The organism is Paenibacillus sp. P13VS, assembly GCF_015143645.1.
Lineage (GTDB): Bacteria > Bacillota > Bacilli > Paenibacillales > Paenibacillaceae > Paenibacillus > Paenibacillus xylanilyticus_A.
In genome coordinates this window covers 1018642-1035304 of record NZ_WYEV01000003.1, presented here as the reverse complement: position 1 = coordinate 1035304, position 16663 = coordinate 1018642, and the positions used below count along the sequence as shown (strand labels likewise).

Below are 16663 nucleotides of genomic sequence, written 5' to 3'. Positions count from 1 at the left end.
TCATGAAGTACTTTTGATTTTATAAAGTTTATTTGATCGGAGTGAATCAGATATGAAGTCAGAAACTGCTAAAACCACGCTTACGATGACCTCATTACGCAAAGAAAGCAGGTTAAGAACGGCTGGAGCCTTACTCCGCAAAGATTGGCAGCTGTATTCACTATTAATACTTCCAGTGATCTATCTGATTATTTTTAAATACGGACCGATGATTGGTAATGTGATAGCCTTTAGAAGGTTTGTACCGGGAGGCAGCATTTTTGGTGAAACTTGGGTTGGGTTAAGGTATTTTCAGATGTTCGTTCAAGACCCAACGTTCTGGAAGGTATTTGGAAACACACTCATACTGGGCGGGCTTGCATTACTCTTCACATTCCCGGTTCCCATTATCTTTGCGCTGCTTTTGAATGAAGTAAAAAGTAAACGCTTCAAAAAGTTCGTTCAGACTGCATCCTATCTGCCACATTTCTTATCGATCGTTATCGTAGCCGGTATGATTTTGCAACTAACGGCAGTGAATGGATCCATTAATGGCTTGGTTGCATTCTTTACTGGAGACAATATTCCCTTTATGCAGCGCGCCGAATGGTTCAGAACGATCTATATAAGCTCTGAAATTTGGCAAGGCATGGGCTGGGGAGCCATTTTATATCTTGCCGCATTAACGACAATCGATGATTCTTTGTATGAAGCTGCACGGATTGACGGTGCGAATCGCTGGAAACAGACGATCCATGTAACCATACCAGGCATTTTGCCAACGATTGTTACTTTGTTAATTCTGAATATGGGTAATTTTCTTGCTGTTGGATTTGAGAAAATTCTCCTCCTTTACAATCCGCTTATCTATGATACATCGGACGTGATTTCCACTTATCTGTATCGTGTAGGTTTGCAATCCAGCAACTTCAGTTACGCGACTGCGATTGGATTATTCGAATCACTCATCGGACTGATCTTGGTATTCTCAGTAAATGCAATCTCACGCAGACTAACACAACGAAGCTTGTGGTAAAGGAGGGATAACATGCAGGAATCAAAATCATACAAAGTCTTCAAAGTATTTAACACCATCTTTTTGCTGCTTGTGGTGTTCATCACACTCTATCCATTCCTGAATGTTGTAGCACAGTCTTTCAGTAGCGAATCCTATATCAATTCAGGGAAAGTCAGCATCATCCCGCGCGGTTTTAATGTGGAAACCTACAAGACCATCTCGCGTGACAGCATGTTCTGGACCAATTATAAAAATACGGTTATCTACACTGTGGTAGGTACGTTGATCTCCATGTTTATGACAACCATATTCGCGTATGCGATTTCTAAAAGGAGATTAATGGGACGCAAGTTCTGGACAATGTTTGCCGTGTTCACCATGTTTTTCAGTGGCGGATTGATTCCAAACTATGTCCTGATTAATTCCCTTGGCATGAACAATACGATGTGGGCGTTAGTTGTACCTGGAGCCATCAGCATTTATAACATGTTAATTATGAAGTCATTTTTCGAAAACATGCCCGAGGAGCTGGAGGAAGCTGCAGCCATCGATGGTTTGAACACATATGGTATTTTACTTCGTATCATATTGCCGTTAAGTAAGGCTGTAATGGCTACAATGGTTCTGTTCTACGCAGTGGGACACTGGAACTCATGGTTCCCGGCATTCCTGTATCTCGACAAAAAGGAACTGTTCCCTGTGACCATTTATCTGCGGAACATGATTGCAGGTGCAACAGGAGGAGCTTCTGCTGGAGCGTCGGCTGATAATTTGACTCAAATCTCAGCCAATATCAAGTCGGTAACGATGGTACTTACGATTCTTCCAATCCTTACGATCTATCCGTTTGTGCAAAGATACTTTGTAACCGGTATCATGTTGGGATCTGTTAAGCAGTAATTCCAAGTGCATATAGTGAACATCTCTTAGACGCAAGGCCAATCTAAACCACATGCAGGGGGACAATGGAATGAAAAAGAGACCACGCAAGCTTGTAGGCAAGATGGTTTTGGCAACAATGATGAGTGTCGTTTTGGCAGCATGCAGCAGCGGAGCGGGAACCGAGAAGGCCGAACCTGAATCCAAAGGGGCTATGGAGTCCTACGGAGTGGGTGACACGTTTAAAGCCTCGGAGCCATTCAACTTATCCATACTTTATAGTGATCAGCCAGCTTATCCATACAAGAAAGATTGGTTGCTTTTCCAAAAAATCACCGAGCTGACGGGTGTGACCTTGGATCCTACCATTGTACCGATGTCTGACTATCCGCAAAAAAGATCTCTTTTGATTAGTTCGGGAGATGCACCTCTCGTAATCCCTAAAACCTATCCGGGTGAAGAATCTGCCTTCGTATCTTCTGGAGCCATATTACCCGTAAGTGACTATGTTGACTTGATGCCTAATTTCAAGGACAAGATAGAGAAATGGGGACTTGAGGATGAACTGGAGAGTCTCCGTCAGGAAGATGGGAAGTATTATGTTCTCCCTGGTTTGCATGAAGAAGTATGGCCAGACTATACACTGATTGTTAGAACGGATGTCTTCGAGGAAAACAACATTCCTATCCCAACGACATGGGATGAACTATATGATGCTGCCAAGAAGTTGAAAGAGATCTACCCAGATTCGATTCCGTTCTCGGACCGATTTGAATTTAACAGTACATTAAATATTGCGGCTGCTGGTTTTGGAACCAAGGGCGGTTGGGGTTTCGGCAATGGTCTTACGTATAAGGAAGACAAGGATGAATTCGTATATACATCCACTACTCCTGAGTACAAAGAAATGCTGACCTACTTCAACAAAATGGTGTCAGAAGGGTTGCTGGACAAGGAAAGTTTCACTCAAGATGATGATCAAGCGACACAAAAATTTGTCTCTGGCAAGTCGTTTATCATTAACGGTAACTCTCAAACGTTAGTGCTGCATCGCAATGATATGAATAAAACGTTGGGTGAAGGAAAATTCTCCATTGCTAAAATTACGGTTCCGGGTGGTCCGAAAGGACAATTAATGTCTGGATCGAGACTTGAAAACGGTGTCATGATTTCCGGTAAAATCAAAGATAGTGAAAATTTCAAAGCAACAATGCAATTTATTGACTGGTTATACTACAGTGATGAAGGACAGGAATTCGCCAAATGGGGAGTTGAAGGAGAGACCTACACGAAACAGGATGGGGTTCGCAAGCTTGCGGATGATGTGAACTATAATGGATTGAATCCTAAAGGCACAAAAGATCTGCGTATTGATTACGGTTTCTCTGGTGGCGTATTTGCTTATGGTGGAACAACAGATCTGCTGCACTCCATGTTTAGTGAAGAAGAATTGAAATTCCAGCAGGACATGAAGGATACCAAGGAAGTTATTCCTGCTGAACCTCCAATCCCGTACTCAGATCTTGACCGTGAACAGGTGACATTGCTTAGTACTCCACTTAAGGACTACTCGGACCAAAATACCCTTAAATTTATTCTGGGTGAACGCAGTCTTGACGAGTTCGATGCATTTGTACAGGAATTGGAAGGACAAGGGTTGTCTCAGTACTTGCAGATTTCCAACGATACGTACAAAAAGTATAAAGAGAACAAACAGCAGTAACATGATAGACAAAGTTTAAACGATTGCCGTTTCGCTGAGCTCATTTTAGTGAAACGGCAATTTATGCTAAGATGAATGAATACGGCTGAGAGGAAGAGGTTAAGGAATGTCACTTAATCAAAAGATTAGAGGTTCGACTCGGGCTTATTCATACGAGCTGATAAAGGAAAGAATTTTGCACCTTGAGCTTGAGCCTGGTACGAAGATTTCAGAGAAAGAAATAGCGGACGAACTTGAGGTCAGCAGAACTCCAGTTCGCGAAGCTTTCATGAAGCTTGCTGAAGAGGAACTTTTGGATATTATTCCGCAGAGTGGAACAATCGTCTCGCATATTAATCTGGAGCATGTGGAAGAAGGCAGATTTATGCGAGAAAAAATAGAAAAGGAAATTGTAGCGCTGGCATGTGCCTCATTTGCAGAAGAATTCAAATTCAGATTGGAAACCAATATCGCTATGCAGGAAGTGTGCATGGATAAGAATAACTTCTATCGACTGTTTGAGCTGGATGAGGAGTTTCATCAGATCCTGTTTCAGGGAACTGGAAAGATGAGAACGTGGAAAATGCTTCAGCAGCTTAACATTCCGTTTAATCGTCTGCGTATCCTTCGCTTGTCCGAAGACATTAATTCCGAAATTATTATCTCCCAACACAAGGAAATCTACCAGCTCATCAAGGAGCGCCAAACAGAACAAGCGATGAAGGTGATGGAAGCTCACCTTAGACTTGTCGTCGTTGAACAGGAGACGGTCAAAGCAAAGTATCCACATTATTTTATATAATCAATCTATTGTTGTATAATGATCCAAACCGCAACAAACCCCTGTTCAAATGGACAGGGGTTTGTTGAATGAATGATATGCGTAATATAACGATTAGGCCTGCTTAATAAAAGTAGGATCCGGGTACGGGTCAGCAACCCAGCCGTCTTTTTCGATAAAGAGACGGACAGCAATAATCTGTTTGTTCTCCATCAAAGTGAAGAAGTGCGGCGTGTTTTCGGGTACGGAAATGACGTCTCCAGGAGACAATTCTACATTAAAGTAACCGACATCATCTGTTCCTTTGATAACAAAGATCCCTTTACCGGCAACAATAGCACGGATTTCATCTTCGGCATGGGTGTGGATTTCCTCGAACTTGGCCAATTTTTCTTCGATATCTGGCGTTTGTTCGGAGAGGGTGATGACATCCCAGATTTGATATCCGCGACGTGCAGCAAGGTCTTTGATTTCATAATCAAAGGTTTCCAAAACCTGGTTTTTCTGATCATCAGTCAATCCAAAGTTATTTTGCAATTCAGCACTTAATTTGGATGCATCCCATTTTTCATAGAGTACTTCATATTTGTCCAAGAAATTTCGAACATTTTCGTCTCCAGTGATACGTTCGTTCGTATTTCTGATCACAATTTCAGCCATGTTCTTTCCCTCTTTTCCACTTGGTTTAATAGATATTATATCGGATGTCTACCCTTTTGTCGATTCGCAAATTCGACCTTAATCGTCTGAAACCCGCCATACAGCTGAATAAAACCGATCTTTCACAATAAGTAAGTTTCTGTTAAACTAAGATTTAACGTTTTGCGGGGGTGAAGTTATTGGATAAGCTTAGTCTACATGATGCATTAAAACAACGAATATTAATCCTCGACGGTGCGATGGGGACCATGATTCAACAAGTTGATCTCACTGGTGCAGATTTTGGCGGAGAGGATCTGGATGGCTGTAATGAAATGTTGGTACTTACACGTCCAGAACTCATCCAGCGCATTCATGAAGAATATCTGGAAGCTGGTGCAGATTTAATCGAAACCAATACATTTGGAGCTACTTCGGTTGTATTGGCCGAATATGATATCCAGGATCGTGCCCGCGAGATTAACCTCGAAGCTGCTCGAATTGCGAGAGCTGCGGCAGATCGGTTTTCGACTCCAGATTCCCCACGGTATGTGGTAGGTGCGATGGGACCAACAACGAAGACGCTCTCAGTTACGGGCGGCGTAACGTTTCAGGAGCTCATCGACAGTTATTCCGAGCAAGCGCTCGCTTTAATTGAGGGAGGCGTTGATGCGCTACTGCTTGAAACTTCGCAGGATACCCTTAATGTCAAAGCAGGCAGCATAGGTATCCAGCAAGCATTTGAGCAGAGCGGAATGAAGCTCCCTTTGATGATCTCAGGGACAATTGAACCGATGGGCACAACCCTTGCGGGTCAAAACATCGAATCCTTTTATATATCCCTAGAACACCTTAACCCAATTTCAGTGGGACTAAACTGTGCTACAGGCCCGGAATTTATGCGTGACCACATTCGTTCTCTTTCCGGAATGGCTTCAGTAGCAGTCAGCTGTTATCCGAATGCAGGTCTGCCTGATGAAAATGGTAATTATCATGAATCACCTGATTCACTCGCTCAGAAAATTGGAGCATTTGCCGAACAGGGATGGTTAAACATCGCCGGAGGTTGCTGCGGTACAACTCCAGCACATATTCGGGCGATGCGTGATACGCTTGCCAAGTACCCCCCAAGAGAAATGAACGGAACACATCCGCCAGCATTATCCGGTATTGATCCCGTATATATAGAGCAGGATAATCGTCCATATATGGTTGGTGAACGGACCAACGTGCTTGGATCTCGGAAATTCAAGCGCCTGATCGTGGAAGGGAAATATGAGGAAGCTTCGGAAATTGCACGCGCTCAGGTGAAAAATGGTGCACATGTTGTCGACGTTTGTGTGCAGGACCCGGACCGCGAAGAAGCTGAGGATATGGAAAAATTCCTCGAACTGGTCGTCAAAAAAGTAAAAGTTCCGCTGATGATTGATACAACCGACGCAAAGGTTATCGATCTAGCTCTTCAGTACTCTCAAGGTAAAGCGATAATTAACTCCATTAACCTTGAGGATGGGGAAGAGAAATTCGAGCTTGTAACTCCTCTTATCCACAAATATGGCGGAGCCGTTGTAGTGGGTACCATCGATGAACGTGGACAAGCCATTAGTCGTGAAGATAAATTGGAAGTTGCCAAGCGTTCATATGATCTGCTGGTGAACAAGTATGGATTGAAGGCAGAGGACCTGATTTTTGATACGTTGGTATTCCCTGTTGGTACGGGAGATGAGCAGTATATTGGTTCTGCCAAGGAAACCATTGAGGGGATTCGGGTTATAAAGGAAGCCATGCCTGAGTGTCATACGATTCTTGGTATCAGTAACATCTCATTTGGTTTGCCTGAGGCCGGTCGGGAAGTCCTGAACTCTGTCTTTTTGTATGAATGTACGAAGGCAGGACTCGATTACGCGATTGTAAATACGGAGAAGCTGGAACGTTATGCTTCCATCCCCGAGGAAGAACGCAGATTGTCGGAAGAGCTGCTCTATAATACGAATGACGAAACACTCGCTGCATTCGTAGCGGCATTCCGGAACAAAAAGGTTGAGAAGAAAGAAAAGATTTCGAATCTTTCATTAGAAGAGCGTCTCGCCTCTTATGTTGTCGAAGGCAGCAAAGAGGGATTGTTGCCAGATTTGGAACAGGCTCTTGGCAAATACTCAGCGCTTGAAGTCATCAATGGGCCACTCATGCAGGGGATGGAAGAAGTAGGCCGACTGTTTAACAACAACGAGCTGATCGTTGCCGAAGTTCTGCAGAGTGCGGAAGTAATGAAGGCTTCAGTTGCTTATCTGGAACAATTCATGGAGAAAAATGAAACATCTGTGAAGGGCAAAATCATTCTGGCAACGGTTAAGGGTGATGTGCACGACATTGGGAAGAACCTGGTGGAAATCATCCTGTCCAATAACGGTTACCGAATCATTAATTTGGGTATAAAAGTACCACCAGAACGAATCATAGAAGCATATAGAGAAGAAAAAGTGGATGCAATCGGCTTATCCGGTTTGCTTGTCAAATCGGCACAGCAGATGATTGTCACCGCACAGGATTTGAGAACAGCGGGTATCGATGTTCCTATCATGGTGGGCGGAGCAGCACTTACACGCAAATTCACCAAGAACCGGATTCGTCCTGAATATGACGGAATGGTTGTATATGCAAAAGACGCCATGGACGGTCTGGATTTGGCAAACAAACTGATGAACCCGGCTTCCCGTGAAGTCATGCAGCTGGAGATGGAGGCTGAAAAAGAAGCCGATGCGTCCAGTGCAGAAACGGTTAAACCGCTGCCGGAGCTAACGCGAGTCGAACGGTCGGATATCGCAATAGATAATCCTGTTCTCGTTCCTCCGGATCTTGAGCGGCACACGCTGCGTAACTATCCATTGTCGCACATTTTGCCGTATGTAAACATGCAGATGCTGCTAGGTCATCATCTTGGCCTTCGCGGTTCTGTGGAGCAGCTTCTCGCTTCGGGTGATCCCAAAGCAACGGATCTCAAAGCGGTTGTCGACGGGATTATGCAAGAAGCAGTCCGGGATGGAATTATTCAGGCACACGCGATGTATCGCTTCTTCCCGGCACAATCCAGCGGCAATAGCATCATCATTTACGATCCGGAAGATACAAGCAATATTCTGCATACCTTCACATTCCCGCGGCAAAAGGTTGAACCGTTCCTGTGCCTGTCTGATTTCCTGAAGCCAGTGGAATCTGGAGAAATGGATTACGTTGGATTCATGGTTGTAACAGCCGGTCATGGTGTGCGTGAGCTATCTACGGCATGGAAGGAGCAAGGGGATTACCTTCGATCACATGCTCTGCAATCTGTTGCGCTTGAAGTGGCTGAGGGATTAGCTGAACGAGTGCATCATATGATGAGAGATATATGGGGCTTCCCGGATCCGGCAAACATGACCATGAAACAGCGTCATGGCGCACGTTACCAAGGGATACGGGTGTCATTTGGATATCCGGCTTGTCCGGATTTGGAAGATCAGGGGCCACTCTTCAAGCTGATGCAGCCTGAGGACATTGGGGTGGAACTGACGGAAGGCTTCATGATGGAGCCGGAAGCTTCCGTATCCGCGATGGTGTTCAGTCATCCGCAAGCCAAATATTTTAATGTCGAAAAAGCATAGTCAATAAGAGGTCAGGCAGAGCCCTCCGCATCGTCGGAGGCTTTTTGCTGGCAACAGAAAGAGGTGCAATCCGGATGGAACTATATTTCCTGGGAACTAACGCTGGTGTACCTACACTGCAGCGGAATGTAACTTCCATTGGGCTCCGCATGTTGGATGAGCGAAGAGCTTTGTGGTTGTTTGACTGTGGGGAAGGAACCCAGCACCAAATTTTGAGTTCACCGCTAAAACTGAGTAAATTGGAGAAAATCTTCATTACCCATCTTCATGGGGATCATGTATTCGGGCTTCCCGGCCTGCTTTCGAGCAGAGCATACCAGGGAGGGACAACGCCCCTAACGGTTTATGGACCGCCTGGGATGGAACGTATGATTACAACCGTAATGGAGTTAAGTCAGTCTCGGATTAACTATGAGTTGAAGATTGTTGAGCATACAGGTGGTTTGCTGTTTGAAGACGAGAGCTTCATTGTAGAGTCTGCATTGCTGGAACATCGAATCGACAGCTACGGCTACCGAATTACGGAGAAGGATCGTCCAGGTAGTCTCGATCAAGCCAAGCTGGCAGAGTATGGTTTGAAGCCGGGTCCTCTGTTTGGTCGCCTTAAACGTGGAGAGACGATTACCCTGGATGACGGCAAAGCTGTTCGTCCGGAGGATGTATTAGGAGCTCCCAAACGCGGCAAAGTGATAACCATTTTGGGAGATACACGACCGTGTGCAAATGTATTGCCTCTTGCTAAGCATGCAGATGTACTTGTACATGAAGCAACATTTATGGATGATTTGGCAGATACCGCTCATGAGTACTATCATAGCACTGCTAAGCAAGCAGCCGAGGCGGCCAGAGCGGCCGATGTTGGAGAATTGATTATGACTCATTTTAGCTCTCGTTATAAAGATGATGAACAGCTGCAGCCTCTTTTGGACGAGGCAAAGGCCGTTTTTCCTAACTCCAGATTGGCGAATGAGCATCAGTTAATTCCTGTCGTTCATCATCAGAATGGACCTCAATTATAATTAAGGCAGTAGGGCTTCAAAAAAGTTTGTCTTAAAGACGGCAATTCAGGCGGGACTGAAGGGGAGAGACCCTGAGGTCCCTTTTGCAATCTGATCGGAAAGCGTGTAGGATGGGCAATATGAGCAGGGAAATGAATTAAATTATTTTCCGGGAAAGCGCAGGAAATGACAAGCTTGTACAGAAGGCGCGCGAGTTAAAACGTCTGCGTTCGATTTGGTTCGACGTGTTGCGTGCTCATACGAGCAAGCCCGTATTATTTTTTTTGAAATACATAGCTATGGATCAAAAAAACATCAAAATGTAATTAAGGACATGAATTGTTAATGGTCTAAAAGAAAGGAAGTGCTCTGTATGATTAAGGCCTATCTGATCGATCTGGATGGAACACTCTATCATGGCAGACATCGGATTGATGGGGCAGACAAGCTTATTCAGACGCTGAATGAACAGGCTGTACCTTATTTATTTGTTACAAATAATTCTTCACGTACTCCGCAAGGAGTAGCAGATCACTTGAACGAAATGGGAATTCCAGCGGAAGCATCTCAAGTTTGCACCTCTGCAGTTTCTGCTGCTGAATATGTAGCTGAGGAATCTCCTGGCGCAAAGGTTGCCTGCATTGGAGAAGCTGGTTTACTTCAGGCTATCGATGAAGCAGGATTGCAAAGGACGGAAGAAAAGCCGGAATACGTCATTCAAGGCATTGACCGAGAATTTTCCTACCAAAAACTAACCAAGGCACTGCGCTGGATTAATGATGGAGCCAAATCGATACTGACCAACCCGGATCTGCAGCTTCCCTCTGATGATGGCTTGACTCCAGGAGCAGGTACCATTGGTGCTGCGATCGAAGCGGCTACAGGTGTTTCACCAACTGTAATCGGCAAGCCTTCCAGCATTATTATGAAATCAGCGATTGATCGTTTAAATCTAAGGGCTGATGAAGTGGCTGTGATCGGGGACAATATGCGTACGGATATTGCAGCAGGAGCAGCAGCAGGATGCGAGACATTGCTCGTATTGACCGGAGTCACAACGAAAGAAAATATGGACACTCATATCAGCGCGACCAAGATACGTCCTGATCATGTGTTTGATGATTTGCATAAACTGATTGAGTGGCTGTCGCAACAAGCGAGCCAAGCATCCAAGAAGGGATAGATACAGATGCCGGAACTACCGGAAATGGAAAACTACCGGACATTATTGTCCGCAGAAATACTTGATTTACTTATTACTGGTGTTGTCGTTAACCGGGAAAAATCCATCAATAAGGAGCCTGAGGAGTTTACGCGCGAACTTACAGGCAATCGTATTATTTTTGTCGAGCGCCGGGCTAAGCATCTTATTTTTCATTTGGCAAACGGTAAACGGCTGGTACTCCATCTCATGCTGGGAGGCATGATTTATTGGGGGACTGAGGCAGATCGTCCCGATCGTTCGACACAAGTTGAGATTCAATTTGGTGATCGGATCTTGTTCTTTATTGGACTTCGATTGGGTTATTTGCACCTGCTAACATCCAAGGAAACGGAAGAAGCCATGTCGGATCTTGGACCTGAGCCACTGGATCGACGCATGAATCCTGAGCGTTTTGCTTCATTGCTGAAAGGACGCCGCGGAACGCTCAAAACGACCCTGGTTAATCAGCACATTATTGCGGGTATCGGCAATTGTTACTCGGATGAAATTGCTTTTGCTGCAGGTTTGAGACCTAGCTCCAAAACACAGAACATCGCTAGTTCTCCAGAACTCACAGAGCGTTTGTTCCGATCTATGCAATCGGTGCTCCGTGAAGCAGCATCCGAGGGTGGTTATATGGAAATGCCGCTGATGCAAGGGGACACGAAAACAGGAAGTTTTGATGAGCAATGCAGGGTATATGATCGCGAAGGGGAAAGCTGTCCACGTTGTGGAGGCACGATTGAACGAGTTGAAATTACGGGGAAGAAGGCTTTCTTCTGTCCGAATTGTCAGCATGAGGCCTAATTACGGAATCGGCGCACACGTCAGCACGAGAGGTGGATTTTTACAAGCAGCCAAGAGGGCATATGAGATGGGGGCTACAGCATTTCAATATTTTCCGAAGAACCCCCGAAGCCTTGGTTTGAAAGATCCTGACCTTAAAAATGCTGAATTGTGCCGGGCTTGGTGTGAGGAGAATGGCATTGCGTCCATTGCGCACTCACCCTATCCAACGAATCCGGCTTTGGGCATGACCCGTGGAGAGGCGGGCTTTCATGCTACCGTAGCTTCCATAAGGAATGATCTGCATATTGCAGACGCGTGCGGTTCAGTAGGAACGGTAGTTCATTTTGGTCATCTTAAGAGTGATCAGCCGCTTGAAGGGTATCAGAATCTCATCCATTGTCTGGATACGGTTTTGGAAGACTGGAATGGACAGGCAAAGATTTTGCTCGAAAATCAGGCAGGCGATCACGGTCCAATGGGCACGACCATGGAAGAAATGATTCAGATTCGCAAGCTGAGCCAATATCCGGAGCATATTGCTTTTTGTTTTGACACATGTCATGCTTTTGCTTCAGGGATGTGGCACAGCAATAGTGAACAGGATATGCTTCAAAAAGGCAGACAGCTTGGGTACTGGAATGCACTTGCTGCTGTGCATTTTAATGACTCCAAATATGCTTCCGGCTCGTGCAAGGATCGACATGCGCGAATCGGTCAGGGATGTATAGGAAGCAAAGCGATGCAAGAATTGTTGAGTTCGACCGAGTTCCAACAGGCTGTCGTTGTGTTGGAAACCGAGACAGGTGAGGATGGGACGCACAAAGATGATATTGAAGTCATGCGTTCCTGGTTGTAAACGGGGAGAGGAGTGGTTGTATGCATGTTTACTTGGATGATTACCGGTCATGTCCCAAGGGATTTGTCTTGGCTACCAACGCTGAAGAATGTCTGATGCTGCTCAGGGAAGGTGACGTGGATATTCTGTCCCTGGATTATGAATTGGGGCCGGATTCGCCAAATGGTGGAGAAGTTGCAGCTGCCATTGTACGGGAAGGGCTGTTTCCACGCGAAATTTATTTACACACCTCCAGCATGTACGGCAAACGTCAGATGTACGAATTGTTATATACCAATAAACCTGACACTGTAAAGGTACACAACGGTCCGATGACAGGTGAGGTTATGCTTCGGGTTGCTGCGGGAGAGCTCAGCTGATGAAGCCCATTCATTCGAAGCTTTTGATGCGCGGTGTGTGGGAAGGTATTCCTCAAGCTGTATTTATCTACACCCCTTTATGCGGAACTTGTGCTGCAGCGAGAAAAATGCTGGAAATCGCTGAGCATTTGCTGCCTGAGAACACCTTATTTGAAATGAACATTCATGATATTCCGGAACTTGTGCAGCAGTTTAAAATTTCAAGCGTACCTGCAGTGATGCTGTTTGATGGTGAGCAGGATGTACCTAAAATGATTTATCGAATGTCCTCGGTGGAGCACCTGCTAAATGAAATTCGAAAGGCGGTCCTAAAATGAGGATTATTTCGATGGAGCATGTTTCTCTTCGCCGGGAGGATAATCAAATCCTGGATGAAGTTCATCTGCATATTGAGCAGGGCGAGCATTGGGTCATTCTGGGACGTAACGGTTCAGGCAAAACAACGCTGCTGGAAATGATGAATGGATATATGTTCCCCAGTCAAGGGCGTATTGAGGTGCTGGGGAACTTATATGGGCAATGTGACGTTCGTGAAGTCAGAAAAGAGATTGGTTATATCAGTCAAACGCTAATTGAAAAACTGACATTGCGAGATCCGGTCTGGGAGGTCGTTGCGACAGGTGCATTTGCCTTTTTGCGTTTTTATCAGACCATTCCCGATGAAGTGAAGACCAGAGCCTTGAATCTCCTGGATGACATGGGCTTTGCTAAACTGGCTAACCACCCGCTGGGTACACTTTCCCAGGGCGAGCGAAAAAAAGTCATGCTGGCACGTTCATTGATGGCGAATCCTAAGTTATTAATTATGGACGAGCCGTGCGCTGGACTCGATCTATATGAACGGGAAAAAATGTTGGCTGAAATCGACCGACTTCGTCAGCGCAATATAACAGTAGTATATGTAACGCATCATGTAGAAGAGATCATGCCCTTATTTACACATGTAGCATTGATTCGCGAAGGACGTATTGCTGCAGCAGGAAACAAACATGATGTTTTGACACAGGATACAATTAAGCATACGTACGACATTCCGGTCGACATTCAGTGGGATCACGATCGACCATGGATTCGCGTACGTTCTGGAGGGTAACACAAGTTGAGTACACAGTCGTCTAGCGGAGAAGGGAATTTCTCCCGTTTTATCTGCACAGCCAATCATGGCTTTGCACCTTATGCTCAGGAAGAATTGCGCCGTACATTCGGTGCTGTGAAGAGTACGGTACTTGTACCGGGTGAAGTGCTTCTTGCCGGCTTACCGGTAACAGAAGAAGAGGTATCGATTAAACTCCTTGAGGAAAATCCAACATTTTTACGTCACATTCAGCCTGTTCAGTTTCAGGAGAATACGGAAGATTCTGATCAGGCGATGGAGAAACTGATTGCCTTTATTACAAACCATACGGAGTTGAACGGAACCAAAGTGGCACTACAGGTCCGTAAAACGGAAGGTTCATTTTGGCTGGAGAACGCCGCTTCATTGAAGCAATGGTTGACCGAAAAGCTCGATACACTAGGCTGTGAGTGGGTTGTTCGCGATGCGGACTCTGTTATTTCTGTGTTCGCAGCAGATCATGCCCTGTATGCTGGGATATCACGACCTGAACAGAACCTTTCCGACTGGAGCGGGGGAGCTGTACGCTTTCAAAAAGAGGAAGGCCAGATCTCGCGAGCCAAATTCAAGCTGCTTGAGGCAGAGCAGACGTTTGGCATTGATTTTGCATCGTTTCACAAGGCGCTTGATATTGGTGCTGCCCCTGGTGGTTGGACTTCCTTTTTGCTAGAACGAGGACTAGAAGTCACAGCAGTGGACCCGGCCAAAATGGATGCCACACTTCTGGAATCGCCCAAACTTACGTTTTTGAAAAAGAATGCAGGTGATGTACGGTTCCGTGAAGGTGAATTTGACCTGCTTGTCTGTGACATGAGCTGGAGTCCGAAATTGATGAGCCGTCTCGTTTCGGACTTGTTGTACAGTCTTCAATCTGGTGGAACAGCAGTTGTTACGGTAAAACTGCTGCATAAGAAACCACTCGCGCTGATCAAGGAAGTCATTGATACGTTTGAGCGTTCACGGATGCAGATTCAACGATCCAAACAATTGTTCCACAATCGCGAGGAAATAACACTTTATATGATTAAATATTAAGCACGTAAAGATTTTAAATTTACTACTTTACAATATCTTGTGGCGTATACTATAATGATACCAATATTAACCATAATGATTCCAAGGGAAAGCATCCCGAGGTGGACAAGTCCGGATAACCGGACTGTTGCACTTCGGTAAGCTTTCCCTTTTTTGTTATGCAGAAAGGAGGATTATACATGAGACATCCGGCGAGGCTGGAACACGGAAGCCTGCTGGGAGGACGGTATCGAATCGAGTCCGTGCTGGGTACAGGTGGGATGAGCCACGTATATAAGGCAGAAGATATGAAGTTGCCAGGGAAGACCTGGGCGATAAAAGAAAGTGTCGCTACGGTACCTTACGAATCCAGTATGGAGAAGGAAGCTGCTCTATTGACCTCACTCAGGCACCCCAGATTACCGTTGATTGTTGATTTTTTTGTGCCTGATGAAGAGGGCTATACTTACCTGGTAATGGAATACATTGAAGGTCAGACACTGAGTGATTATCACAAGCAATGTCGTGGAAAAGTCCCCCTCGAACATATGACAGATTTTGTGCTCCAATTACTTGACGTGCTCAGTTATTTGCATGGTCTGAATCCAGCAGTGATCTATCGAGATCTGAAGCCATCCAACATCATGATAACCCCGGATTATGAAGTCAGGTTGATTGATTTTGGCATTGCTCGCAGCTTCAAAGCTCAGCATACAGAAGATACGGTGAAACTGGGTACGGCAGGGTTTGCTGCTCCTGAACAATACGGTACCGGACAGACGGATGCAAGATCGGATTTGTATGGGCTCGGAGCACTGCTGCTCTATCTCATGACGGGTGGTACATATACAGAATGGATACAAGGTGTCGAAAGTTCCATACGCAGTGATGTACCTCGCACTTACATTCCGGTTGTACGAAGATTGTTGAGACAGAACCCCGAGGAACGTTTCCAATCTGCCGATGAAGTCCGCAAAGAACTGCTTCGAAGACCTGGAATAACGGAAAGTAATGAATCAACAACATGGACCATTAACGGTGGAACTAGAGTTATTGCTCTGACAGGTGCATCTTCCGGTGTTGGGGTTACGCATACCGCCATAGCCATTAGCCATTACCTGGAGAGACAACAGTTTAAGGTGGCAGTCATCGAGATGTCGCCGCGCTCCCAATCGTTTGCAAGGATTCAGCAAGTTGCCCAAGCCGGGAAGCCTTTATCTGCGGGCAGACAGTTTGCAGTCGACGGAGTGCACTATTGGAAACAGTCCGGACGAGCAGATATTTTGTCTCTGCTGGGTGGCAGCTACCAGTTTATCGTAATGGATCTGGGTAGTGGTCAGGATCAGAATCGACTGGAGGAGTTTCTGCGAGCAGACCTGCCTATTGTTGTAGGCTCAGGTGCTGAGTGGAAGCAGGCAGAGATTAATGCATTTGTTCGTTCGCATCATCGTTATCCGAGAGACAAATGGATTTATTGTCTGCCGCTTGCTGCCACAGATGCTGTTCAGCGTGTACGTAGAACTTTGAATACATCAAGTGTGTACGGACTTCCATTACACATTGATCCTTTTGACAGGGATCCTCAGACAGACAAGGTATTAGCCCATATTTTGAATCATTTGATCGGGCAGCAGCCCAAGAAGCGTTCGTTTTTTGCAAGAAGAATAAAATCATGATTAGAGGAGCTTGT

At 45.5% G+C, this 16663-nt stretch carries 15 protein-coding genes; 14 read left to right on the top strand and 1 reads right to left on the bottom strand.

The window, feature by feature from the left end:
- The first annotated feature begins 85 nt into the window (after nucleotides 1-85).
- From GUA98_RS09415 to GUA98_RS09400, 4 genes are all read left to right on the top strand, one after another.
- On the top strand, nucleotides 86-1015 hold the full coding sequence (locus GUA98_RS09415; RefSeq protein WP_397332667.1) for an ABC transporter permease: 930 nt from the start codon (nucleotides 86-88) through the stop codon (nucleotides 1013-1015).
- A gap of 12 nt (nucleotides 1016-1027) precedes the next feature.
- Nucleotides 1028-1897 (top strand): carbohydrate ABC transporter permease, encoded by an 870-nt coding sequence (locus tag GUA98_RS09410; RefSeq protein ID WP_095357368.1) that lies wholly within the window; start codon nucleotides 1028-1030, stop codon nucleotides 1895-1897.
- Between the two features lie 70 nt (nucleotides 1898-1967).
- Nucleotides 1968-3599, top strand: coding sequence for an extracellular solute-binding protein (locus GUA98_RS09405; protein WP_193722805.1), 1632 nt, complete (start codon nucleotides 1968-1970; stop codon nucleotides 3597-3599).
- Nucleotides 3600-3705: 106 nt separating this feature from the next.
- Nucleotides 3706-4380, top strand: a complete 675-nt coding sequence (locus tag GUA98_RS09400) for a GntR family transcriptional regulator (protein ID WP_183518972.1) — start codon at nucleotides 3706-3708, stop codon at nucleotides 4378-4380.
- A gap of 93 nt (nucleotides 4381-4473) precedes the next feature.
- Here GUA98_RS09400 and GUA98_RS09395 read toward each other — a convergent pair whose 3' ends face one another.
- Complete coding sequence (locus GUA98_RS09395) at nucleotides 4474-5019, bottom strand: cupin domain-containing protein (protein ID WP_095286447.1); 546 nt, start codon at nucleotides 5017-5019, stop codon at nucleotides 4474-4476.
- A 179-nt stretch (nucleotides 5020-5198) separates the two neighbouring features.
- Here GUA98_RS09395 and metH point away from each other — a divergent pair, with 179 nt between their 5' ends.
- From metH to GUA98_RS09345, 10 genes are all read left to right on the top strand, one after another.
- Nucleotides 5199-8639, top strand: a complete 3441-nt coding sequence (metH, locus tag GUA98_RS09390) for a methionine synthase (protein ID WP_193722804.1) — start codon at nucleotides 5199-5201, stop codon at nucleotides 8637-8639.
- Between the two features lie 74 nt (nucleotides 8640-8713).
- Nucleotides 8714-9658: a ribonuclease Z gene (gene rnz / locus GUA98_RS09385; RefSeq protein WP_193722803.1), complete on the top strand. Its 945-nt coding sequence runs from the start codon at nucleotides 8714-8716 to the stop codon at nucleotides 9656-9658.
- Between the two features lie 352 nt (nucleotides 9659-10010).
- Nucleotides 10011-10820 carry a TIGR01457 family HAD-type hydrolase gene (locus GUA98_RS09380; protein WP_153979040.1) on the top strand — a complete coding sequence of 270 codons (810 nt, stop codon included), beginning with the start codon at nucleotides 10011-10013 and terminating at the stop codon, nucleotides 10818-10820.
- Between the two features lie 6 nt (nucleotides 10821-10826).
- Nucleotides 10827-11648: an Fpg/Nei family DNA glycosylase gene (locus GUA98_RS09375; RefSeq protein ID WP_153979039.1), complete on the top strand. Its 822-nt coding sequence runs from the start codon at nucleotides 10827-10829 to the stop codon at nucleotides 11646-11648.
- Nucleotides 11638-12486 (top strand): deoxyribonuclease IV, encoded by an 849-nt coding sequence (locus tag GUA98_RS09370; protein ID WP_153980752.1) that lies wholly within the window; start codon nucleotides 11638-11640, stop codon nucleotides 12484-12486. The genes GUA98_RS09375 and GUA98_RS09370 overlap by 11 nt, the downstream gene beginning before the upstream one ends.
- 20 nt (nucleotides 12487-12506) lie before the next feature.
- Nucleotides 12507-12845 carry a cyclic-phosphate processing receiver domain-containing protein gene (locus GUA98_RS09365; RefSeq protein ID WP_153979038.1) on the top strand — a complete coding sequence of 113 codons (339 nt, stop codon included), beginning with the start codon at nucleotides 12507-12509 and terminating at the stop codon, nucleotides 12843-12845.
- Nucleotides 12845-13162, top strand: a complete 318-nt coding sequence (locus GUA98_RS09360) for a thioredoxin family protein (RefSeq protein WP_153979037.1) — start codon at nucleotides 12845-12847, stop codon at nucleotides 13160-13162. Before GUA98_RS09365 ends, GUA98_RS09360 begins: the two co-directional genes overlap by 1 nt.
- A 2-nt stretch (nucleotides 13163-13164) precedes the next feature.
- The gene (locus GUA98_RS09355; RefSeq protein WP_153980751.1) at nucleotides 13165-13938 is read left to right on the top strand and encodes an ABC transporter ATP-binding protein; all 774 of its coding nucleotides are present in this window, start codon (nucleotides 13165-13167) and stop codon (nucleotides 13936-13938) included.
- Between the two features lie 6 nt (nucleotides 13939-13944).
- A complete protein-coding gene (locus GUA98_RS09350) occupies nucleotides 13945-14994 on the top strand; it encodes an SAM-dependent methyltransferase (protein WP_153979036.1) in 1050 nt (349 codons plus the stop codon).
- A gap of 179 nt (nucleotides 14995-15173) precedes the next feature.
- Nucleotides 15174-16649 carry a serine/threonine protein kinase gene (locus GUA98_RS09345; protein WP_153979035.1) on the top strand — a complete coding sequence of 492 codons (1476 nt, stop codon included), beginning with the start codon at nucleotides 15174-15176 and terminating at the stop codon, nucleotides 16647-16649.
- The last annotated feature ends 14 nt before the right edge of the window (nucleotides 16650-16663 follow it).